22 protein-coding genes and 1 pseudogene are annotated in these 22,713 nt (G+C 44.0%); 18 read left to right on the forward strand and 5 right to left on the reverse strand.

All coding sequences use genetic code 11. The features are described 5' to 3' along the window. Positions 1 to 175 precede the first annotated feature (175 nt). From DNHGIG_RS09735 to DNHGIG_RS09755, 5 genes are all read left to right on the forward strand, one after another. Positions 176 to 586, forward strand: coding sequence for a GNAT family N-acetyltransferase (locus DNHGIG_RS09735; protein WP_282199452.1), 411 nt, complete (start codon positions 176 to 178; stop codon positions 584 to 586). Beyond that, positions 583 to 1,122: a class I SAM-dependent methyltransferase gene (locus DNHGIG_RS09740; RefSeq protein WP_282199453.1), complete on the forward strand. Its 540-nt coding sequence runs from the start codon at positions 583 to 585 to the stop codon at positions 1,120 to 1,122. Before DNHGIG_RS09735 ends, DNHGIG_RS09740 begins: the two co-directional genes overlap by 4 nt. 96 nt (positions 1,123 to 1,218) lie before the next feature. Continuing rightward, positions 1,219 to 1,500 (forward strand): VOC family protein, encoded by a 282-nt coding sequence (locus DNHGIG_RS09745; protein ID WP_282199454.1) that lies wholly within the window; start codon positions 1,219 to 1,221, stop codon positions 1,498 to 1,500. Between the two features lie 369 nt (positions 1,501 to 1,869). Then, entirely contained in the window at positions 1,870 to 2,610 is a 741-nt protein-coding gene (locus DNHGIG_RS09750; RefSeq protein ID WP_282199455.1) for a tetratricopeptide repeat protein, read from the forward strand. After that, positions 2,592 to 3,227, forward strand: a complete 636-nt coding sequence (locus DNHGIG_RS09755) for a tetratricopeptide repeat protein (protein WP_282199456.1) — start codon at positions 2,592 to 2,594, stop codon at positions 3,225 to 3,227. Before DNHGIG_RS09750 ends, DNHGIG_RS09755 begins: the two co-directional genes overlap by 19 nt. A gap of 80 nt (positions 3,228 to 3,307) precedes the next feature. Here DNHGIG_RS09755 and DNHGIG_RS09760 read toward each other — a convergent pair whose 3' ends face one another. Both DNHGIG_RS09760 and DNHGIG_RS09765 read right to left on the reverse strand, forming a co-directional pair. Continuing rightward, positions 3,308 to 3,703: a DoxX family protein gene (locus DNHGIG_RS09760; protein ID WP_282199457.1), complete on the reverse strand. Its 396-nt coding sequence runs from the start codon at positions 3,701 to 3,703 to the stop codon at positions 3,308 to 3,310. 316 nt (positions 3,704 to 4,019) lie between these two features. Further along, the gene (locus tag DNHGIG_RS09765; RefSeq protein ID WP_282199458.1) at positions 4,020 to 6,356 is read right to left on the reverse strand and encodes a transporter substrate-binding protein; all 2,337 of its coding nucleotides are present in this window, start codon (positions 6,354 to 6,356) and stop codon (positions 4,020 to 4,022) included. Between the two features lie 377 nt (positions 6,357 to 6,733). Between DNHGIG_RS09765 and nthB the strand changes: the two genes are divergently transcribed. From nthB to DNHGIG_RS09795, 6 genes are all read left to right on the forward strand, one after another. Next, a complete protein-coding gene (gene nthB, locus DNHGIG_RS09770) occupies positions 6,734 to 7,423 on the forward strand; it encodes a nitrile hydratase subunit beta (protein WP_282199459.1) in 690 nt (229 codons plus the stop codon). Positions 7,424 to 7,448: 25 nt separating this feature from the next. Then, a complete protein-coding gene (gene nthA / locus DNHGIG_RS09775) occupies positions 7,449 to 8,111 on the forward strand; it encodes a nitrile hydratase subunit alpha (protein ID WP_282199460.1) in 663 nt (220 codons plus the stop codon). Between the two features lie 10 nt (positions 8,112 to 8,121). Further along, on the forward strand, positions 8,122 to 8,490 hold the full coding sequence (locus DNHGIG_RS09780) for a nitrile hydratase accessory protein (RefSeq protein ID WP_282199461.1): 369 nt from the start codon (positions 8,122 to 8,124) through the stop codon (positions 8,488 to 8,490). A 160-nt stretch (positions 8,491 to 8,650) separates the two neighbouring features. Next, positions 8,651 to 9,703, forward strand: a complete 1,053-nt coding sequence (locus tag DNHGIG_RS09785) for an aliphatic amidase (protein ID WP_282199462.1) — start codon at positions 8,651 to 8,653, stop codon at positions 9,701 to 9,703. A gap of 77 nt (positions 9,704 to 9,780) precedes the next feature. Beyond that, a complete protein-coding gene (locus DNHGIG_RS09790; protein ID WP_282199463.1) occupies positions 9,781 to 10,941 on the forward strand; it encodes an AAA family ATPase in 1,161 nt (386 codons plus the stop codon). A 132-nt stretch (positions 10,942 to 11,073) separates the two neighbouring features. Then, positions 11,074 to 11,874 carry a HoxN/HupN/NixA family nickel/cobalt transporter gene (locus DNHGIG_RS09795; RefSeq protein WP_282199464.1) on the forward strand — a complete coding sequence of 267 codons (801 nt, stop codon included), beginning with the start codon at positions 11,074 to 11,076 and terminating at the stop codon, positions 11,872 to 11,874. An 83-nt stretch (positions 11,875 to 11,957) separates the two neighbouring features. Here the strand turns inward: DNHGIG_RS09795 and DNHGIG_RS09800 are convergent, their stop codons facing one another. Next, the gene (locus DNHGIG_RS09800; protein ID WP_282199465.1) at positions 11,958 to 12,221 is read right to left on the reverse strand and encodes a metal-sensing transcriptional repressor; all 264 of its coding nucleotides are present in this window, start codon (positions 12,219 to 12,221) and stop codon (positions 11,958 to 11,960) included. 370 nt (positions 12,222 to 12,591) lie between these two features. Between DNHGIG_RS09800 and DNHGIG_RS09805 the strand changes: the two genes are divergently transcribed. The 7 genes and pseudogenes from DNHGIG_RS09805 to DNHGIG_RS09835 all read left to right on the forward strand — a co-directional run bounded on the left by DNHGIG_RS09805 (position 12,592) and on the right by DNHGIG_RS09835 (position 19,699). Further along, the gene (locus DNHGIG_RS09805) at positions 12,592 to 13,275 is read left to right on the forward strand and encodes a response regulator transcription factor (RefSeq protein WP_282199466.1); all 684 of its coding nucleotides are present in this window, start codon (positions 12,592 to 12,594) and stop codon (positions 13,273 to 13,275) included. Beyond that, on the forward strand, positions 13,272 to 14,729 hold the full coding sequence (locus DNHGIG_RS09810) for a sensor histidine kinase (RefSeq protein ID WP_282199467.1): 1,458 nt from the start codon (positions 13,272 to 13,274) through the stop codon (positions 14,727 to 14,729). Before DNHGIG_RS09805 ends, DNHGIG_RS09810 begins: the two co-directional genes overlap by 4 nt. A gap of 243 nt (positions 14,730 to 14,972) precedes the next feature. Further along, positions 14,973 to 16,949 carry a glycosyltransferase family 39 protein gene (locus tag DNHGIG_RS09815; protein ID WP_282199468.1) on the forward strand — a complete coding sequence of 659 codons (1,977 nt, stop codon included), beginning with the start codon at positions 14,973 to 14,975 and terminating at the stop codon, positions 16,947 to 16,949. A gap of 11 nt (positions 16,950 to 16,960) precedes the next feature. After that, positions 16,961 to 17,625, forward strand: a pseudogene (locus DNHGIG_RS09820) (glycosyltransferase). Further along, a complete protein-coding gene (locus tag DNHGIG_RS09825) occupies positions 17,612 to 18,028 on the forward strand; it encodes a GtrA family protein (protein WP_282199469.1) in 417 nt (138 codons plus the stop codon). Before DNHGIG_RS09820 ends, DNHGIG_RS09825 begins: the two are co-directional and overlap by 14 nt. Continuing rightward, positions 18,025 to 18,939 carry a UTP--glucose-1-phosphate uridylyltransferase GalU gene (gene galU / locus DNHGIG_RS09830; protein ID WP_282199470.1) on the forward strand — a complete coding sequence of 305 codons (915 nt, stop codon included), beginning with the start codon at positions 18,025 to 18,027 and terminating at the stop codon, positions 18,937 to 18,939. Before DNHGIG_RS09825 ends, galU begins: the two co-directional genes overlap by 4 nt. Before the next feature lie 136 nt (positions 18,940 to 19,075). Then, positions 19,076 to 19,699, forward strand: a complete 624-nt coding sequence (locus DNHGIG_RS09835; protein WP_282199471.1) for a hypothetical protein — start codon at positions 19,076 to 19,078, stop codon at positions 19,697 to 19,699. Between the two features lie 134 nt (positions 19,700 to 19,833). Here DNHGIG_RS09835 and DNHGIG_RS09840 read toward each other — a convergent pair whose 3' ends face one another. Both DNHGIG_RS09840 and DNHGIG_RS09845 read right to left on the reverse strand, forming a co-directional pair. Next, entirely contained in the window at positions 19,834 to 21,084 is a 1,251-nt protein-coding gene (locus DNHGIG_RS09840) for a (Fe-S)-binding protein (protein ID WP_282201400.1), read from the reverse strand. An 89-nt stretch (positions 21,085 to 21,173) separates the two neighbouring features. After that, positions 21,174 to 22,610, reverse strand: a complete 1,437-nt coding sequence (locus DNHGIG_RS09845; protein WP_282199472.1) for an FAD-binding oxidoreductase — start codon at positions 22,608 to 22,610, stop codon at positions 21,174 to 21,176. Between the last annotated feature and the right edge of the window lie 103 nt (positions 22,611 to 22,713).

The following is a 22,713-nucleotide window of genomic DNA, read 5'->3' on the forward strand; positions in this document are numbered from 1 at the left end:
CTAAATACCTTTATTGTTTTGGTATATGATGGTATTATTTATAAAGGGACTTTTTGTTGAAAATTGCTTAGCATAAGTCGATAACGAAAGAAAAAGTCGAGTTTCTTCATTACTAATATATAAAGAATTAGGAGTTATAGGTCTGAGAATCTGGAAAGTATTAAGGGGAGTCGTTATGTCTGTACACTACATCCAATCATTGACGAATGAACACGTTAAAGAATTGTATCATTTATACCAACAGGAATGGTGGACAAAAGGCCGACGGTTGTCGGACGTACAACGTATGGTTGAGCATTCCGATGTAGTCGTTGGGTTCTGTGACTCCGAGACTGAGCAGTTGATTGCATTTGCTCGAATCTTAACTGATTATGTCTACAAAGCTTTAATCCTCGACGTGATTGTTAGGAAGGACTATCGTGGGACAGGTCTAGGACGTGCTTTGATGGATTTAATAGGTGAACACCCCTCACTAAAAAGCGTCAAACACTTTGAATTGTATTGTAGACCAGAAATGCGTTCTTTCTATAAAAAATGGGGATTTACTGATAACTTGGGTGAACTTCATTTTATGAGACGTGGTTGATCATTGCTTCGAATTCAACGTTTGAAGGGGCTATTTGTGTATTAGCTATTCACCATTTTGACGATCTGATCTTTCCTTTTCAGGAAGTTTATCGGGTTATTGATAAAGGGAGATTTGTGATATTCACTTCCTCTCCTGAACAAATGCAGCGTTATTGGCTGAACGAGTATTTTCCTAAAATGATGGAAGCTTCTTGTAACCAAATGCCTTCCATTTACTATGTTAAAGAAATCCTGAAACAGGTTGGTTTTACTATTGTAGGACTTGAAACATTTATGATCCAACCCAATTTGCGGGACTTCTTCCTTTATAGTGGAAAATATGAGCCGCATATGTATTTAAATCCGAAAGTTCGTGCCGGAATTTCTTCATTTGCGAATTTGGCCACACAGGAAGAAATCGAATCAGGATGTAGTCGATTACGAAAGGATATCGAAAGCGGACGAATCCATGAAATCTTAGGAAAATACACGAGTGATCTAGGAGATTATGTATTTGTGGTCGCTGAAAAGAAACAAAAATCGACTCTTGGATGATGCTTATTAGGGAGCTTGATGAGATAATAACTTGTTGGATCGAGTGAAGTTTTTTTCTCTATTGACTCCCTCAAACGGAAATGGAGGTCATTTATATTGATTAAAGGCTTATATGAAGCACACTTACCAGTAACGGATTTGGAACGTTCTATTCATTTTTATAAAAAATTAGGTTTGGAACTTTGGTTTCAAGAGAAGGATCAAGTTGCATTCTTTTGGATAGTTCCTAATAAAAGTTTTCTTGGACTTTGGAAAGTTGAAAAAATATCGGAGGAACGTGAACCTTCTAGTTTTCCGGGTAACGGGCGACATATTGCTTTTGAGGTCGATTTTGAAGATATAACAAAAGCTCGATTTGGCATATCCGGGACAGGATGATTGTTACGCTATCCAAGTTAGGCGATTCTATTGGATCTCAGTTACTTGCCCTCCTCTGTTTTTTGGAAGGCAGGGAACAACAACGCGGGATCGAAATAAAACATGAACTTTTGTATCATTTCGATTTTGTGAAAAATGCCCAAAGTGACAGGAAGAAGATATTACGCGATAGAGGATATGAAGCCCAACATCCCTTGGATGAGTTATCACATTCCCTTGCAGGGTTTCTTGATCCGAATCAAATTATGGATCGCGAAGCTGCACTGATGATGCTGGATCTCCTTTTCGCCTATTCTCCAATCATCCGGAATAGTTTTTCAAGTGATGCTCTACGTCAATACATACGTTTCGGTGATCCGAAGTTCCTAAATGACATTGAGGAAGAGATCAAAACAATGCCACGATAAATATGAAGTCGAAGTCAAAGATTTTGATACCGAATGGGAAAGCCGTACTCGAAACTATGTGCAACGTGCGAAGGAAAATTGGGAGTTAAACCAGTACATAAATAAGCTCAGGTCACTTGCCCTGAATGGGAGCCAGCAAGCCAATCTGTTTATGGACTCTATACAAAAGCTAACGGATTTTTCAACACTCCAGTCAGCGCATCTATGTGATTTGATAGGAGTCATCTACGAACAAGGGGACGGTACTGAACAAGATGATAGTCAAGCTTTTGAATGGTACCAAAAGGCAGCAGAAAAAGGGTTTCCTCCCAGCCAGTTCAATGTAGGAAGGATGTTCTATCAGGGGAAAGGTGTTTCACGGAACTATGAAAAAGCAGTCTATTGGTTAAGCAAGGCCTCTGAAAACGGGGAAACGAAAGCAAAAGTATCTTTGTGGCATATGTATGTGAATGGTCAGGGTGTAGATGTTAATGTATCCGAAGGTATGGAATTACTGAAAGAGGCAGCTTATATGGGGGATGTAGATGCTCAATGTAACCTCGGGTCATGCTATCTATACGGGAAATTCATCAAAAAGGATGTAAAGCAGGCGGAAAATTGGCTAAGAAAAGCAGCTAACCAAGGAGACCCAAAGGCTAAAGAATTGCTCAATCATTTGGAAATCAAGAAGTCCTATTTATACAGATGGCAGAGCAAGGTGTAGTACATGCACAAATTGTTTTAGCAGCTCGTTATACGATCATGAATAACTTTGAGAAAGCCCTGCATTGGGCTCAGAAAGCTGCGGAACAGGACGATAAAGATGGGCAACTTTTGCTTGGAAATCTATATGCCACATTAAATAACACAAAGGAAGCTTTTATATGGTTCAAAAAGGCCGCGGATAATGGTTCCGTTGAAGGACAGTTCATTACTGGACAATACTACTTTTATGGGTATGGGGTTTCAAAGAACCTCAAACAAGCATTTGAATACACCCTGAAAGCAGCGGAAAAGGGTCATACCAAAGCTAAAAGTATGGTAGGAAGCTTTTATATCTCAGGGATAGGAGTAGCCAAGGATAGCCAAAAAGCATTTTACTGGGCTCGCCAAGCTGCGGAAGAAGGGGACGATATTTCTCAATATAATTTAGGGCTTATGTACTTGAACGGGGAAATGGGCAAAAGAGATATAACCAAGGCGCTCAAATGGTTTTTCCAATCCGCAAGACAAGGAAATATGGGGGCAACCGAAGTCATTAACCATATTAGCCGGCAGTACCTACAAATTTATTACAAGTTTATGGATGAGCTCGTATCTAAGATGCTTGTGAAAAAATAAAAGTAGAAAACTGGAATTGATGATATAGAGAACCCACCTGCCATCTATATGATGGAAGGTGGGGTGTCAAACAGTCTCTATTAAGCCGCCTGTTTTGACCGGGCACGCAGTTGATCAAACGCATAGAATCGACTTCCGGTGAGAGCAAGAGAAATGGAGATGACCAACAAAGCTAACTCAAATTCATATCCACCCATAAACCCGGCTTTTAATCTTGCTGTAAAAATAGCTCCCAACATATCGAACGCGAATAATGTGGATACAATTCGTGTTCCAATCCCTAAAACTAAGGCAATCCCACCTAACACCTCAAGAGTGGCAATCACATAAGCGGCAAATCCGGGGATCCCTAAGCTGTTAAAAAATCCAACGACATGCCCGATCCCATTGTGAAATTTAGCAAAACCATGAACGAAAAATGTAATACCTAACATGAGTCGCAAAATGAGTGATCCTATTTCGTATCGATTCGTCATGTTTAATCTCCCCTTATTAAACTCTTGTATTTAGATGCGCTTCACAATTTGAAATTGATTATTCATGAAAATTAATAATAAACAGAAATTTCAACCGTTCGAATAATTGCTTTAGGATATATACGGGAGAAAAGAGTTAAAGAGCTATCATGTTTCAAAACAAAGACGGAATATTTTTCTTGACTTCCCAATCATCTCAATAGTTATCTTTAGTAAGTAAGTATAATTTGATACTCTACTAATGTCAAGTTTTAAAATTACTATTAGTAAGTTGATTCAATATCTACTGATACCCATACCAAACAGTGAAGAGGCCTTATTTTTTGATGTTCCTAGAGATCCCCCATTGATCCATCTTTCGATAAAGTGTACTCCTAGTAATCCCTAGTTTTTTTGCTGCCTCACTTATACTCGAAGATTCTGAGAGAACTTGCTCGATGGTCAATCTTTCCATATCTTTTAAAGAAGGTATGGAAGTTGGCAATGCAGCCTTCGTATGGTGAAATTCACCTGGCAAGTGTTGTACCGATACCTCTTCTTCTTCAATAGCCAAAAGAAAAGCTCTTTCCATAACATTTCTCAATTCTCTTATGTTACCCGGCCAGGAATAGTTTTGTAAGGCTTGCAGTGTCAAGGGCGATAATGAAGTTGGTCCTTTTCCGTAATATTGATGAAATTGTTGCAGGAATTCCAAAGCCAAATGGTTAATGTCTTCGGTTCGCTGACGAAGTGGAGGAATCGTAATGGTGAAAACATTTAATCGGTAATACAAATCTGACCGAAAGGAACCTTGATAAGCAATTTCCTCCCTCAAATTCCGGTTGGTTGCGGCAATGATTCTTACGTCAACATGACGTTCTTTATGATCACCGATTCTGACTACTTTTCGTTCCTCTAACACTCTCAGAAGGGTGACCTGCAAATCCAACGGCATTTCTCCAATTTCATCTAAAAATAAAGTTCCATTATGAGCTGCCTCGAATTTTCCGATCGCTCCTCCTTTTCTCGATCCAGTAAAAGCTCCTTCGATATATCCAAACAGTTCACTGGCAATCAACTCTCTGGGGATTGCCCCAGCATTGATCGCTACAAAAGGTCCTCGGCGACGTGAACTTTGTTCATGAATAGCGCGTGCCAAAACTTCTTTTCCTGATCCTGTCTCGCCCAGAATTAATACATTCGCATCTGATTGCGAGGCGATTTTGGCAATATGGAGTTCTTTTTGATAAAGCTTATTTTTGGTTTTAATGGTGTTAAATTGATATATGGTTTCGTGATGCGGTTCATGTTTTTTGTTATCATGACTCTTTTCTCGAAGCATAATAAAACGGTATGCCGGATACAGCCCAATGGTTTGATCGACAACAGAATAGGTAGGAGTCAATTCTTGAATCGTAGAGAGACTTGCAGTTTCACCTAATGTAATCCCAAGTATGGCCAAAGCTCGATCATTCGCATATAAAACGAGGTTACTTTCGTCTAAAATCACCACTGCTTCTTTTGTTTCCTGCCCCCAAACCTCCACGACCGCTTTCCAACTATTCGATTCTGTTGCGTTGAAATTTATGGTATCGGTGACAAGAGGCTTGGCAGGAATTGAGTTCTCGGAATCCCAAAGGATAGTAAATTGCCCGTTTATATTCGCCCTGGCGATTCTCACCTGTCGAGACAAGTGGTTATTCGAGTTCACTTCGATGATGCCACAGGGCGTTTTGATCTTTTTTCCGTACAATGATTGCAAGATCTTTTGTCTCTTTGTATCTCCAATATGGGAAATGGATTGTAGAATCATTTGCACTCCAATATAAGTATTCACCATGGAGAAGGAAATGACTGTATGTTGTCCATATCGCGAGCAAAAACCATCCACAAATCTTTTATTTTCTTCCGTTTGGATACTTTGGAAGTAGCTGGCACAACTATAATGACCCGCTGCATATTTTGCTCCCATTGCTTTGATTTCGACTTCCGATGTGATCGGACTAAAGATCGGAAGTTGTTCTGGTTTTAACCCTAGCTCATGAAAGGTACGATAAAAATGAATCGTACTCTCTCCCACAAGAGTAGATAGAATGGTATCGGGGTGAGCAGCCATGATATTTTCAAGGATCTGGACAAATTGTGTATGCCCCAATGGAACATAAAGTTCTCCTGCCACATCACCCTGTAAATCAATCATGAATTGATGAACTTGTTGATTCGTAGATCGGGGATAAATGTAATCATTGCCGATCAAATAGACTCTGCGGCCAAATTGTTGAACCATGTAACGGAGCATCGTATAAACCTGCTGATTGGGAACTTCTCCAATATACAAAACATGGGGATGTAATTCTTGTCCTTCATATAAAGTAGGATACACAAGAAAACAATCATATTGTTCAAGAATAGGTAAAATGGCCTTTCGACAAGCTGATGTGTAGCATCCAATAAAAATTCGTATTCCAGATTGAGCCAATTCTAAAGCCTGTTTTACACACTCATTAGGGTCAGAGCGAATATCGCGTATCACAAACTCAAATTGAATATCGTTTTTGTTCCTCTTCTGTTGATATTCTTCTAATGCAAAAAGGGCTGCCTGATATTGTCCCTTCTCCGTGACAGATGTCGTTCCTGTTAAAGAAAATAACAATCCGATTTGAATCAGTTTCATTCGATCCTACCTTCCAGTGTATAATTTTTATACAATGTTTAATATTAATACATTTTCTTTTTAATTGATTATACTATAAATTCTTAATGTTTAGGAGATGATGATTGTCTGCGTGTCCCAAAGTTGTACAAATTGTAGGATTAAAAACGAAATCATTCACAAGGGTGTCATATAGATTCGATCGATTTTCACTTGGCATATCTCTTGCTTATATATAAAAGTGACTGGCCAAAATCTATAAGGAGGAGAGGGGGGATTTACTTATCATTTTATTTATTAGTAGTATAATAAATTTTTTAACTTTTTAAAATCTATTATTTACTGACTCTATCTTTTGTGTTACAATTCTTTCAATTCCACAAAGGGGAGGCATACAAATGAACGGTATCCACGATCTTGGAGGTATGGATGGATTTGGGAAAGTTATGTATGTAAAAGAAAAAGACGACCCTTACTTCACTGCTGATTGGGAAAGGCTTACTTTCGCGCTTGTGGCTAACTGCATGGCACAAGGATTAGGGATGAAGGCCTTTGATGAATTCCGAATTGGTATTGAACTCATGCGTCCCGTGGACTATCTGACGTCATCCTATTATGGGCATTGGGTTGCGACCGTCGAATACAACTTATTAGATACGGGAGTATTGAGCGCTGAAGAGCTCGAAGCTCGAACACAAGCTTTCTTGGAGAAACCGGATACAAAATTACCGCACCGTGAAGATCCGGAATTAGTAAAGCTTGTAGAAAAAGCCCTGCTGGAAGGCTTGTCTCCGGAACGCGAAATATCGTCTCCTCCCCGGTTCGAGGTGGGACAGAGGATAAAGACAAGGAACATTCACCCTACGGGTCATACAAGATTCCCCCGTTACGTTCGTGACAAGTATGGTGTCATCGATGAAGTGTATGGGGCTCATGTTTTCCCTGATGATGCCGCTCATAGGAGAGGAGAAAACCCGCAATATATCTATCGCGTGCGTTTTGAAGCCGAAGAATTATGGGGGGTCAAACAGAAAGATTCAGTTTATGTCGATCTTTGGGAAAGTTATTTGGAACCTGTTTCACACTAATCGTTTATAAGAGGAGGAGTTTCGTATGACGACTGATCACAAAATTACGTCTCATAATCACAAAGTAGATCCCCGTTTCCCCCATCACCATCCACGTCCGCAATCGTATTGGGGGGCACGCGCAAACGCGATCGCATCGCTGCTTATCGAGAAAGGGCTCCTTTCCAATGACGCGATCGATAGGGTTGTACAACACTATGAACATGAGCTTGGACCCATGCACGGAGCCAAGGTCGTCGCTAAGGCTTGGACAGATCCCGTTTTCAAACAAAGATTGCTGGAAGATCCAGTGACTGTATTAAAAGAACTCGGATACTATGGTCTGCAGGGAGAAATTATCCGGGTCGTGGAAAATACGGATACTGTACACAATGTGGTCGTCTGCACCCTATGTTCATGCTATCCTTGGCCCTTGCTTGGTTTACCGCCTTCATGGTACAAAGAACCGGCTTATCGGGCTCGGGTTGTAAAAGAGCCAAGAAAGGTACTTCAAGAATTCGGTTTAGAGTTGCCTGAATCTGTCGAAATCCGGGTATGGGACAGCAGTTCAGAAGTACGATTCATGGTATTACCGCAAAGACCAGAGGGTACTGAAGGAATGACGGAGGAAGAACTTGCACAACTCGTTACTCGGGATGCCATGATTGGTGTTGCCATAGTAGAGCCGCCTACGGCTACTGTACGATAGGAGGTAACCCATGAAAAATTGTGAGACTACATCTGTTGAATCAATCATTGCGTATATGCCTGAGGAAACCGCTCCACCCAGAAAAAACGGAGAATTAGACTTCCAAGATCCCTGGGAAAGACTCTCTTTTGGTGTAGTTCTTGCGTTGTACGAGGAAAAGCGTTATACCTCATGGGATGATTTCCGGGATCGCTTGATCCAGGAGATCGCTAAGTGGGAGACCAATGAGAAAAAAGATAACCCTGACTGGAACTACTATGAGCAATGGCTAAAAGCCTTAGAACGACTCGTCGTGGAAACAGGGATGTTAGACAAGCGCGATATCGAGACCCGTGCCAACGAGTTTCTCACTGGGGAACGAGATGAGATTTTTTATTAAATAATAAAAAAAATGGGACAATGTAATGTTGTCCCATTTCTAAACAAGCACACTCTCGTTACTAAATCTAACTTCAATTCCCAAAGTATTATATCGAATAGGTTGAGAAAAAGCAATGAATGCGATAAACAATTAATTTTTCATAGAGGGAGTGTTCGAAATGAGACACGGAGATATCTCAAGCAGTTTCGATACTGTAGGAGTGGCCGTCGTCAACTACAAGATGCCGCGTTTGCATACGAGAGAGGAAGTTTTGGAGAACGCGAGAAATATTGCGAACATGGTTGTCGGTATGAAGCAGGGGCTTCCGGGTATGGATTTGGTCATCTTTCCGGAATACAGCACCCACGGAATCATGTATGATCCGAAAGAAATGTATGAAACCGCTTCCACCATACCGGGTGAAGAAACTGAAATCTTTGCCGAAGCTTGCCGGAGGGCTAACACCTGGGGCGTGTTTTCTCTCACAGGGGAACAGCATGAAGATCATCCGAACAAACCCCCGTACAACACTCTGATTTTAATGAACAATAAAGGCGAGATTGTTCAGAAATATAGAAAGATTATGCCCTGGTGCCCGATTGAGGGATGGTATCCAGGCGGCAAAACCTTTGTCTCAGAAGGACCGAAGGGACTAAAAATGAGCCTGATTATTTGCGACGATGGCAACTATCCGGAAATTTGGCGTGATTGCGCGATGAAAGGCGCCGAATTGATCGTCCGTTGCCAAGGTTACATGTATCCGGCCAAGGAACAGCAAATTATCATGGCGAAAGCAATGGCTTGGGCGAACAACACGTATGTTGCGGTTGCGAACGCGACCGGTTTTGACGGTGTGTATTCCTACTTTGGACATTCCGCGATCATTGGATTCGATGGACGGACACTCGGGGAGTGCGGTACGGAAGAGAACGGCATTCAATATGCGGAGATTTCGATTTCGCAAATCCGTGATTTCCGCAGGAATTCGCAATCGCAAAACCACCTCTTCAAGCTTTTGCATAGGGGTTATACCGGCTTGATCAATGCGGGCGACGGAGACAAAGGTGTCGCAGAATGTCCGTATGACTTCTACCGCACATGGGTATTAGATGCGGAACAGGCTCGTGAAAACGTGGAAAAAATCACCCGGTCCACAGTCGGAACCGCCGAGTGTCCGATTGAAGGGATTCCGCACGAAGGCAAAGTGCTGGCGGCAGGCAAATCAAAATAACCCATTAGGGAAGGAGTCAGTGCTTGGAAGGGTCTGGCTCCTTTTTCCCACAAGCAGACGAGCGGGGGAGAAGCACCATGCCATTTATCAATGACAAGCTGGAATATTATGCGGCCGAACGAAGGCGGAAAGAGATGGAGGAAAAACAGAGAGTGCCTGATGTGACTGACTCGCCTGCTGATCAACCGATCCGTAAAATTCAGACCCGTTTCCGGTTTGATGTGGAAGAGGTCATGAAGAGGCTACGGAATAGAATTCTCGGGCAGGAACATGTGCTGAAAAGCATCGAAAACATGTTGAAAATTGTGCGGGCTGATATTGCCGATCCGGACAAACCTTTGTACATCGGGTTGTTTTTGGGTCCAACCGGCGTCGGGAAAACGGAAATTGTCCGCGTTCTGGCAGAAGCGATCCACGGGAGCCGGGAATCGTTTTGCCGAGTGGACATGAATACGTTGTCTCTCGATCATTATGCCGCGGCGCTGACAGGCGCTCCTCCCGGATATGTCGGGAGCCGGGAAGGTTCTACCATCTTTGACAAGGAAAAAATCGAAGGATCTTACAGCAGGCCGGGGATCCTATTATTCGATGAAATTGAAAAGGCAAGTCCGCAGGTGATCCAAACGTTACTGAACGTGTTCGACAACGGCGTCATGACCATCGCGTCGGGTGAAGAGACGATTGATTTTCGTAACACCCTGATCTTTATGACCAGCAACCTGGGGGCAAGAGAAATCCAAAGCTTTGCCGATAACAAATTTTCTTTTCTTGCCAAACAGGCTATTCATTTCTTAAATCCTGTAAACTGGAAAGTTAAGGAAAATGAAACGATTCTCGATCATCTCATCAAAAGAAGACTTGAAAGCAGTTTTCGACCCGAATTTATCAATCGGATCGACGACATCATCACCTTCAATTGGCTGACTCGACAGACACTATTCGAGATCATTGATTTGTTTACGGAGCAGATCAACCGAAAACTTCGAAGATACGGCTGTGAGCTGGAACTTGATGTTTCCGCGAAAGAATTTCTGCTTGAAAAGGGATATGACAGGAAGTATGGAGCACGCGCTTTAAAAAGAGCGGTGCGTAAATATGTAATGGTTCCGCTGGCGGAATTATTGATGGAACAAACGGCGCCGGAAGGACTGGTGAGTTACAAAGCTCGAGGGTCTATGACGGGCATTGAAATAAAAGTTATGTACACAGAAATAGACATACAGACAGAAACGGGATAAATGTACCAAAGGAAAGACAATCCTTCGTTGATTGTTCTTTCCTTCCGGTACGGATGTCAGAATGTTGTTCGCGAGTGAGATTCGGGAATATTACGTCAATGAACAAAAGTGAACGACAAGGAGGTATCACGAGTGGAAACTCTATCGTTAATCTTTCTTGTATTCGTACTAGGTCTTCGTCATGGACTGGATGCAGATCATTTGGCGTGTATCGATGGTTTGACCCGTTACAATTGGCGAATGAATAGTCCGATTGCTCGTTGGGTTGGTACACTGTTCTCATTTGGTCATGGACTTGTTGTTGCGAGTGTGGCAGTCATTCTCGGCTTGTTTATCAAGAATTTTCAGTTTCCAGATTACTTCGATACGGTTGTAACGTGGGTATCGATTACTTCATTGTTTATGATCGGAACTTTGAATATCTTAAATCTTATACGAACCAAGTCTACTGAAAGTGATTTTGAGCTTCGTGGAATCAAAGGAAAATTCATTCCGAGGATCGCGAGGGAGACGACCAATCCATTTCTCGTTATTTTAATTGGCGGCGTATTTGCGATGGCAGCTGATACGGTGAGTCAAACCTCTGTCTGGGCACTCGCAACAGGCAATTCTGGCAGCCATATGCCCTTAATCTTAGGACTTACCTTCATGATTGGTATGATGACCACAGATACAATCGATTCATGGGTAACCTATCGAATGATCAGCCAATCAAGCAAGCTTGGGCAATCGGCTTCAAGAGTGATGGGATGGGTAATTGTAGCTCTTGCATATGGTGTTTCTTTTTATGAAGCGTTGACATTCTTCTATCCGGAAGCTGAACTCGATTTCGAAATCGTTGGAGCCATTCTATTCGTGTTGATGCTTCTCTGTTTTGGATTCATAAGTTTGCGAAGGAAACCATTAACTTCTCATTCACAACTGAACCAATAACCGAATATTTCGAAGATCTCTCGTAAGCATTTGGAGGGGTCTTCATTTCTTTTATAATGGAGACTCTTTCATGCACAGTTCCATTAAATAAACTTCTTCAAAGCATTTTTCAAACGTTCAACCGTTTCTTGGTCGTTCTGCTTACGAACTCCTTCCACAACACAATCTTCTAAATAATCCTCTAATATCAACTTTCCTACATTATTTATGGCTGATTTTACCGCACTTATTTGTAAAAGTAATTCATCACAACTACGTCCTTCTTCTGCCATCTTCTTAATTCCGCGGATATGTCCTTCAATTTTTGAAAGACGACTGATCACTTCAGGTAATTTATGGGAGGACATAATTCTCACTCCGTACATCTTCTCTTAGAACCCCTCCCCCCGGGGGGGATACTTATACTTTATATAAAAGACTGTAAGTATGTCAAGTAAGTTGATCAATCACCTGAAAGATTTCATCGCAGAATGAAATTTTGGGACGCGACCACAAAAGCTAACCCAAGAACTATAGCGAATGACAGACTTCCTTTTGAGAGCAAGTGATGATCGGAATGAACGATTAACTGCTTAATTGACGGGTCTGATTAATGGAGACTACTGACTTTCAGTAAATTTTCAGTGTCCGTTCAGCGCGGTTTCAGTTCTGACCATGATAATATAAAAAGAATGATAACAACGTAAAGAGAAAGACAACAACGAAGGTGGGTCAGGGATGCAACAATTAAAGGGAATTAAAATATTAGTAGTGGATGATGAACCGAATATATTACAATTTTTAGAGATCGGTTTGCAAAATGAAGGATTTGAAGTACGAACCGCTCAGGATGGCATGACAGCCATTACCCTATTGAAGCAATTTTACCCGCATGTCGCAATACTTGATGTCATGATGCCCGGAATGGACGGTTTCGAAGTATGCCGAATGCTCAAAAAAATGGAGAATGTGGCGGTGATCATGCTGACAGCCAAGGATGAAGTAGATGATCGGGTGAAGGGTCTTACGCTTGGGGCCGATGATTACATGGGAAAACCGTTCAGTTTTGAGGAGTTGCTGGCCAGGATTTATGCCAGAATCCGAAATCAATTTCCAAACTTATTTGGGGAAGTCGTGATCGGGCCGTTTCATATAGATGACCGCCGCAAAGAAATCAGATTCGAAAACCGCGTTCTGGAATTGTCCCCAACAGAGTATGAACTCCTTAAATTTTTAGTTTTCAATCATGGGTTGGTATTAAGTAAAACGATGATTCTGGATAAAGTATGGGGATATGATTTCAAGGGAGAGGAAAATATTGTTGAAGTGTATATAAGCTCACTGCGAGAGAAATTAAACGACAAAGACCACCAATTAATACGAACCATACGCGGCTCCGGATACCGGGTTGATCTGTCATGAACAAAAAGGTAAGCGTTCGATTCCAATCATTTTTTGCTCTTCATTCACTCCGGATTCAGCTATTATCCAGATCCCTGCTGATCCTTGCTGTTTTGCTTGTTCTCATCGGCCTCCTTCAATATGCTTTTATGCGGGAGGTTATTTACAGAGATAAGGCAGCCAGCATTCAAAGTCAGATTATGTCGATTCCTCCTGATGCCTGGCAGCAACTCTGTACAAATTCGGAACATGGAAACATGCGACCGCCGTTTTTTTTTATTCCTGACGCAAACCTTGCATTTATCGATGGGAAGGGTAACTATTTCGTATTGTCGAAGGGGCCAGGCCATATGAATCCCCCGAGATTGGATACGCAAGAGTATTTGGATGTATTGAAGAAAAAACCCCGTCTGAACTACAAAGTAATTGATGCAGATGATGGAGAGGAACAGTTATTGGTATTACAACCGATTGCTTCAGGCCACGGACATGTGCTTGGCGTCGTTCAAGTAAGTACTTTGACAAGACCGCTCAAGGAGCTGCTTATTCGTCAACTGCTCAATTTTTTGCTGCTTTCCCTCATTGCCATGTTCTTTGGATTGCTTGGCTTTTTACCGGTACTTAGAAGAACGTTGGTTCCCTTGTTCAATATGGTAGAAATCGCGGAACAAATCGATGCGGGGAATTTGGCAAGGCGTTTTCCAACCCGGCAAGGACAGATGGAAATCGATCGTTTGGCGGAATCCTTTAACGGAATGCTGGAGAGGCTGGAAGCTTCCTTTGAAGCGGAAAGAGAAACCAAGGAACAAATGCGTCGTTTTATAGCGGACGCCTCTCATGAGCTTCGCACGCCGTTAACCTCCATTCATGGATTTTTGGAGGTATTGCTCCGCGGCGCGGCCAATCAACCAGATCAACTGCATAAAGCGTTAAAAAGCATGCATAGCGAATCGGAACGACTCAATAAATTGGTACATGATCTTCTTCTCTTGGCCAAACTCGACAGCACACCTCATATTGAGCTTACGGAAGGCTTGTTGGATATCGTTATCCGGGAAATGGAACCGCAGCTTCGTATTCTGGCTGGTAACAGAAGGCTGAGCTTTTTGATCGAACCAGACCTGAAATGCAAATATGATACGGATAAAATGAAACAGGTGGTTTTGAATCTGTTTCATAATGCGGTTCAGCATACGGATCCAGAAAAGGGTCATATCCAAATTTCATTGTCCAGAAAGAACAACGGAGTGCAATTGTCCGTTCAGGATAACGGACCGGGGATCAGCGAAAACCATCTCCCTTACGTCTTTGATCGATTTTACCGCAGCGATTCCTCCCGAACGCGCAAATACGGGGGAGCCGGTTTAGGTTTATCGATCACCAAATCCATTGTAGACATTCATGGAGGAACCATTCGCGTTATGAGTAAAGAGGGAGAAGGATGCACATTTTGTGTTTGGCTTCCAAACGAATGAATCATAACGGCCGACTCAATGACGGCATTCATGCACGATTGACCCGTGTATGAATGCCGTTTTTGTTGTTTACGAGTCTACTACTTTTTCAGCATATGTTCAGCTATCACTCAATCAACGTTCAGTTACCGTTAAGGGTCAATTCAGCTAGGGGATTTATTATCGTAAGAGGAAAAAGCACATAGCTCACGGGGAATGCCATCGCGTAAAAGAAACATGATGAATAAAGGGGGGAACGTGTTCATGAGACCGAAACAAGGTCAACGCTTCGATAGGATCCTGATAGGCATTGCCTTCCTATCCGCTTTCCTGAATATTTACAACATATGGAGGGATAAGTATGCCAATTCCTATTACACGGCAGCCGTAACCAGTATGCTGCAGAGCTTTCACAATTTTTTCTACGCTTCTTTTGATCCGGCCGGATTCGTTACGGTGGATAAACCGCCGGTCGCGTTTTGGATCCAGACGATATTCGCCTATATCTTCGGGGTTCACGGATGGAGCGTCATTCTTCCGCAGGCTTTGGCCGGCGTCGGTTCTGTTTTACTCATGTATTCGCTCGTCAAGCCTACTTTCGGTAAAACAGCTGCCCGATTCACGAGCTTGATTCTGGCATGCACACCGATCGCTGCTGCGGTGAGCCGAACGAATAATATTGACAGCCTATTGGTCTTTACGCTTCTCCTCGCAATCTCGATGTTGTTCCGGGGAATACGGAATCAGAAGATGGCTTGGGTTCTTGGATCCTTTGCCATGATCGGTGTCGGCTTTAATATGAAAATGCTTCAAGCGTACATGGTCGTACCGGCTTTTTACTTGTTTTACCTCCTCGCTTTTAAGGGTGAGTGGAGAAAGAAATTGGCCATCCTCGCAGCGTCAACAGTTATCATGGCTGGCGTATCCCTTTCTTGGGCTGTTGTCGTCGATTCCATCCCGCAGGAAAATCGTCCTTATATCGGAAGCAGTCAAACAAACTCCGTCATAGAGCTTGCATTAGGTTATAACGGGATCTCTCGCCTCACGGGAATGAACAGGGGGGGAATGGGTCCTGGCCCCAAGCCGAACCAACAACAAATGAAGCAGGAAGGGAACAACAGGCCGGAAGGGTTCACTCCGGACGGTAATGGAAAACAAGGACCTATGCCCGGATTCGGCGGAGGCGGACCTCAAGGACGAGGGGGCGGCGGTGCGTTCGGTACTGGTCAGGCAGGTCCGCTTCGTCTGTTTCAAACCGAACTTTCCGGACAAATCAGTTGGCTTCTTCCCTTTGTAGCTTTTTCCTGCGTCGGTTTGCTGGCAGGTATTCGCCGAAGGAATCCGCTGACTGAAAAACAACAGGAGACTTTATTTTGGTTGGCCTGGTTGCTTCCATCCATGGCGTTTTTCAGCGTAGCGGGTTTCTTCCATCACTATTATCTGATCATGCTTGCCCCCTCGATAGCGGCGCTCGCTGGAGCTGGCTGGGTAGAGCTTTGGAACCAATACCGGAACAAAGAAGGATGGAAAATGTGGCTGCTGCCATCGGGCCTTCTGGCTACTACAGTTTTTGAACTGTATGTACTGCAGCCCTACCAAAAGCAGATCGGTATAGGATGGTTGATCGGCATCGGAACGGCAGGCATCGGTTTATCGCTTGTATTGATTCTTGCCGCAAAGAAACAGAAGCTGTCCTCCATCGCCGCAATGGCAGGAATGCTGGCATTGCTGGTGGCGCCATTGTACTGGGCGGCAACACCGATCCTGTATGGCGGCAATAGCATGTTGCCACAGGCTGGACCAAATCAACAAGGGTTCGGCCCAAGATCAAGGATGGGAGACGGACCTAACACCGGTATCAATGCGAAATTGCTTGCATATGTAACCCAACATAATACGGGAGAAAAGTACCTTTTTGCGACCATGGATGCCCCTTCGGCCGCACCGTATATTATTGAAACGGGAAAAGCTGTCATGGCTATGGGTGGGTTTTCAGGCTCCGATCCCATTCTCACGGTGGAGAAATTGCAAGAAATGGTGAAAAACAGAGAAGTGAAATATTTCTTGATCCCTTCCGGCTCCGGTTTTGGAGGAAGAGGTGGCAGAAGCGAAGTGATGGATTGGATACGCGCGCACAGCACGGAGGTTCCCAAGTCCGAGTGGCAATCGGACACTTCTCAAGGAGATCCTATGGGGAGGGGCGAGGAGAAGACACTATACAAAATCAACGAACAAAATTAGGAGGAGAGAGAATGAATGGGCCTATTCGATATTCTATTGTAATTCCTGTCTACAATGAAGAAGCCGTTGTTCATGAAACCTATCGTCGGCTCACAAGGGTCATGGCGTCCATTGGTGAACCGTATGAATTGCTGTTTGTTAATGATGGAAGCCGGGATCGGACGGCTGAAATCATCGAAGGATTTGCTGAATCGGACAAGTGCGTCAAGCTGCTTGATTTCTCGCGAAATTTCGGGCATCAAATCGCGATTACCGCGGGCATGGATTATGCTCGCGGGGACGCCATTGTGATTATCGATGCCGATTTGCAGGAAAAACAAAATATCCGCTGAAGAAAATGATTCGCTTCTCGATGGATGCGATCACATCTTTTTCCTATAAACCGTTGAAATTAGCCACATACCTGGGTTTTGTGATCTCGTTCGCAAGTTTTATCTATCTCGTTATCACTTTGGGGCTAAAATTATTCACTACCAGTACGGTTCCTGGATGGGCGTCGCTCATTGCCTGCCTCCTGCTGCTAAACGGCGTGATCCTCATCATTTTGGGGATCCTCGGAGAGTATGTCGGCAGAATTTACGATGAAACGAAAAATCGACCGCTCTATATCCTTCGGAACAAACAAAAAGTTGAAAATTCCAAGCCAAAAGAGGTGAGCTGGAGTGTTCAACAATAAGGACAGTGCTGTCCAGTTCTTGCGGTATTGTACCGTGGGGGTAGGAAATGCGGCAGTAGACTTTACTACCTTTTTTCTTCTGACGCTGGGCGGAGGATCATACCTGTTTTCCCAGATGCTTTCCTATTCAGCCGGTGTCGTGAACAGTTTCTTTCTCAACCGTACGTGGACGTTCCGGGTTACACGCAAAGCGAACGTCTTGGAGGTTGCGAAGTTTATCATCGTAAACGGGCTGTCCTTACTGGTATCATCCGGTCTGCTTTTCATCTTACATGATGTAAATCATTTGAATCTTTGGTTGAGCAAGTGTATGGCTTCAGGGGGCGGCATCGTAGTGAACTTTATGGGAAGCCGATGTTGGGTATTTACGGAAAACCAAAAAGCAAGGGAGGGGATTTCATGAAAATTAAAAAAGCAGTCATTCCCGCGGCAGGACTGGGAACAAGATTTCTGCCAGCCACGAAAGCCCAACCGAAAGAAATGCTGCCGATTGTCGATAAACCGGCTATTCAATACATTGTAGAAGAAGCTGTACAATCGGGGATTGAAAGCATCATTGTGGTGACGGGACGGAATAAACGATCGATTGAAGATCATTTCGACAAATCCATCGAGTTGGAAAAATTACTCGCAGAAAGCGGAAAAAAAGAGATGCTGAAAACCGTTCGCGAAATTTCACAGATGGCGAGCATCCATTACATTCGACAGAAAGAACCTTTGGGATTAGGACATGCGGTTTTGTGTGCTCAGCAATTTATCGGGAAAGAACCGTTTGCCGTGTTGCTCGGCGATGATATTATGGTCTCCGATAAACCGGCACTTAGACAGATGATGGACATATATGAAAGGTTTGATACAGAAGTGGTGGGCGTCCAACCGGTAGCGCCTCATGATGTGCGGAAATACGGCATTGTGAAACTGCATCCCGATGCTTGGCAAGACGCGGGGGAAGCGCTATGGGTACAGGATCTTGTTGAAAAGCCATCTGTGGAAGAAGCACCGTCAAATCTGGCGGTGATGGGAAGGTATATTTTAAAGCCATCGATCTTTCCGATCTTAGAACGCTTGAAGCCGGGAAAAGGCGGGGAGATCCAACTGACGGACGCGTTGAAAGAATTGTGCCAAGATCATTCACTGCTCGCGCTTCCGCTTGCAGGCGAACGTTACGATGTCGGAGATAAACTGGGTTACATTCAAGCTACGATTAAACTTGCACTTGCACGTCAGGAGTTGCGCGCTGACTTGCTTGCCTACATAGACGAACTATTAGTAGCAGAAAAACAGGAAAACAGAAGAATGGAATCGATTCTATGAAGCAAGTAGGGTTACAAGAGTCGCAGATGATACCTTTAGACATACGTAACAGGTAGTTTACATGGAATGGAAGAGACTTGAATTTTTTATTAGGAACGCTTGAAGCAATAACGATAAAAGTAAAGGAGAAATTCCTATGAACCAAGGCCGTCGTGTTTTGATTCCAGCAATATTGGTCGCTTTCGTTAGCGTTTTGCTTGTCATCTACTCTTATTATACAATGCCACTCCATCCACAGGGATCTCCTGCTGGTGTACATCCTCCGGCAGGATCACATACGGGTATACCTCCTCGGGAAGGAAAGAATCATTTCGATTTCACCATCTTGGGGAATATTGCAATTTTCTGCGGAGTTTTCAGTTATTGGTGGTTTCTATTCAAGAAAAAGCTTACCTCCCCTTCTCAATCACTGAAAAAGATGTCAAAAAGGATTTACTCCTTGCATACGTACACCGGCTGGATTGCGTTGGTTCTGATCATCATACATGGAGGGTATTATTTGATCACGGATCTTCATCATCCAAAACTTCTCACAGGAGTAGCTGCCTTCATCCTTTTACTGGGATTAGCCATTTATGGATGGTTGTATAAGCGTGTTCGCAACAAGTATTTGCGTACTTCTCACTTTATTCTGAGCAATGTATGGTTTATGGCTTTGCTCATTCATGCAGGTGGATTCTTTATCCTGATGGTGGTCGTTACGTTCGTATTGTGGGCGGTTATTGGGATCATGGATTGGTCAGCAAAAAAAGCGGCATAACGGAATAGCGTCGTCGATCGTAATGGGTGAGCCGGATCTTTCTCCGGCTCCTTTCCGTGATGGAGATGTCTTCGAAACACTTTGGGTCATTTATTATCGGTAAAACATTGCATACGAATATCAAAGGATGAAATCTATAGAACCCGATCCAGAAGATCCATAATGTGAACTGCTTCCATTTTATCCTGCAGACCTTCGCGGATGATTCCTTGTCGCATTTGCAGTAAACAACCGGGATTGGAGGTCACAAGGATTTGGGCCTTTGTCTTTTTCACATGTTCCATCTTGTCATCCAAAATTTGCATCGACATCTCATACTGAATCAGATTGTAAATCCCCGCTGAGCCGCAGCAACTGTCGGCATTCTCCAGTTCTATATACTCAATGCCGGGAATGCTTCGCAGGAGTTGACGCGGTTGGTTGCGCACACCTTGTCCGTGGGCCAGATGGCAGGAATCCTGGTATGTCACCCGTGCATGAAGTGGTTTGAAAGTCAATGGGGGCAACTCCGCAAGCAACTCATTGGCATCTCTGACTTTTGCGACAAAAGCCATGGCCCGTTCTTTCCATTCAGGATCGTCATGAAACCAGTGATGGTAATCTTTCAACGCCGCTCCGCATCCCCCGGCATTGTTCACAATATAATCTACGTTTGCTTTTTCGAAGGCCTCAATGTTCCGTTTGGCCAGTTCGATCGCTCCGTCCAATTCCCCGGAATGTGCGTGCAAAGCGCCGCAACAGGCTTGATTCTCGACAAACACGACTTCGCAACCCGCTTTGCTCAATAGCCTCGCCGTCGCCTGATTGGTCTCATAAAACATAACGTCCATGACACAACCGGTAAACAGCCCCACGGTAAAGAGCTTCTCTTTCTCCGCATTAAGTACGGGCTTTCGCTTTTTCCTTTCCAAGGGGGAGGCTATTTTTTTCACCGCTTGTTGCATTTCTGCCATGGGCTTGGGAAGCATGTGGATCATGCCGGTCCTGTTGGCGAATTTCTGCAATCCACTCGCCTGTGCGACCCATAAAGCGGTTCCTAATGCCTTGATCCGCTGTGGATGGGGAAAGAGATGTTTAAATACCATTCGCCGGACAAGTGGCGGCTTTTTATATTTCTTTTTATTTTGCTCGACGACGACACGAGCGGTTTCTATCAAACTGCCATAAGGAACGCCGGCAGGGCAAGCGGTTTCACAGGCGCGGCACCCCAAACAGGCGAACATATTTTTCTCAAATTCCGCATCAATGGGAAGTTGTTCTTTGGCAACGCCCTTCATCAAAGCGATCCGTCCCCGGGGACTGTAGGATTCCCGTCCGGTTTGGCGATAGGTTGGACAGGAGGGCAAACAGAAACCGCAATGCATACAGTTCAAGATTTCCTCCATATCGAATGTTTCCAACAAGAGATTCTTCGTTCCGTCCGACGCGAGAGATGTACAGGCAGGTTGATTTTCAATTGTTTTAACAGTTGTACTCATTGTTTCACCACCAATCTGCGGCGTTGGCTGTTCGTAAATAGTTTTCCAGGATTCATGATGTTATTCGGGTCAAAAGCCTCTTTAATCCGTTTCATCAGCTCGATCCCGCCATCCCCTACTTTGAGGTGCAAGTAGTTCATTTTTGCCATTCCTACACCATGTTCCCCGGTGATGGTTCCGCCCAGGCGAAGCGCCGCTTGGAAGATCTCCTCAAAAGCCTGCTCCACCCGCCGAATTTCCTCCCGGTTCCTTTCATCAGTCAGACAGGTCGGGTGAAGATTTCCATCTCCCGCATGGCCAAAAGTACAAATTTGTACCTGGTATTTTTCTGCAATGCGTTCGATATCTTCTACGATCTCGGCAAGTCTGGAACGCGGTACAGTCGCATCTTCCAGAATCGTTGTCGGTTTTAAGCGGGATAAAGCGGATAAAGCCGCACGTCTGGCTGCCAAGAGCTTCGCACCCTCTTCCATCGTCTGCGCCACTTGTACCTGTGCGGCTCCTTGCTCTCGGGCGATTTCGGCGATTTTACCGATATCGCGGACAACCAGGTCTTCGGGTCCATCCTGTTCAATGAGAAGCATCGATTTCATGTCCAAGGGCAATCCGAGTTTGGCAAAATCGTCGACAACCTTCATGGTTCCCTGATCCAGGAACTCCATGGTGGCCGGAATGATTTTGGAGGCAATTACTTTCTCTACCGTCCTTGCCGCATCTACCAGGTTGGTAAAATAGGCAACCAATGTTCGTTTGGTCTCTGGCAGAGGGAGAAGCTTCAGGGTAATTTCCGTGATCACTGCCAGGGTTCCCTCGGAACCGACCAAAAGCCTTGTCATATCATACCCCGCCACATCCTTGACGTTTTTTCCACCGCAACGCAATACTTCTCCTGACGGCAACACATATTCAAGCCCCATCACGTAATCTTTGGTGACTCCGTATTTGAGACCCCTCATTCCTCCCGCACACTGGGCCAGGTTCCCGCCGACAGTGGAGATTCTCATACTTCCCGGATCGGGAGGATAGAAGAGTCCCACGGCTTCCACGGCTTTGTGCAGATCAGCAGTCACCACACCGGGCCCTACCGTAACGGTTAAATTTTTTTGATCAATTTCATAAATTTGATTGAAACGATTCATATTTAAGACGATGCCGCCGCATACCGGTATTGTACTTGCCGCAAGATTGGTACCTGAGCCTCGAGGAATAATCGGAATCCGGTGTTCATTGGCGATCTTTAATAGAGCGGATACTTCTTGTGTATTTGCAGGCATGATGACGGCTTCAGGCATGGACTGAAAAATCGGTGTCGCATCATACGAATACGCATATAATTCATTGGGACTATCCAAATACCATTTTTCACCCACTATGGATACGAGTTGTTTTTTGATTTCTGGTGTGATCTTCTTTTCCTGTTTAGTGTCCAACATAGAGCCGCCCCCATTTTCATCCAATTTAGCAGATCATCAGATGAATGTAATCTATTTACTCAATATCATATTCCGAAAAATTTGTATAGACTAAAAAGTAGCT

The sequence above is a fragment of the Collibacillus ludicampi genome, from assembly GCF_023705585.1.
Taxonomy (GTDB): Bacteria; Bacillota; Bacilli; order Tumebacillales; family BOQE01; genus Collibacillus; species Collibacillus ludicampi.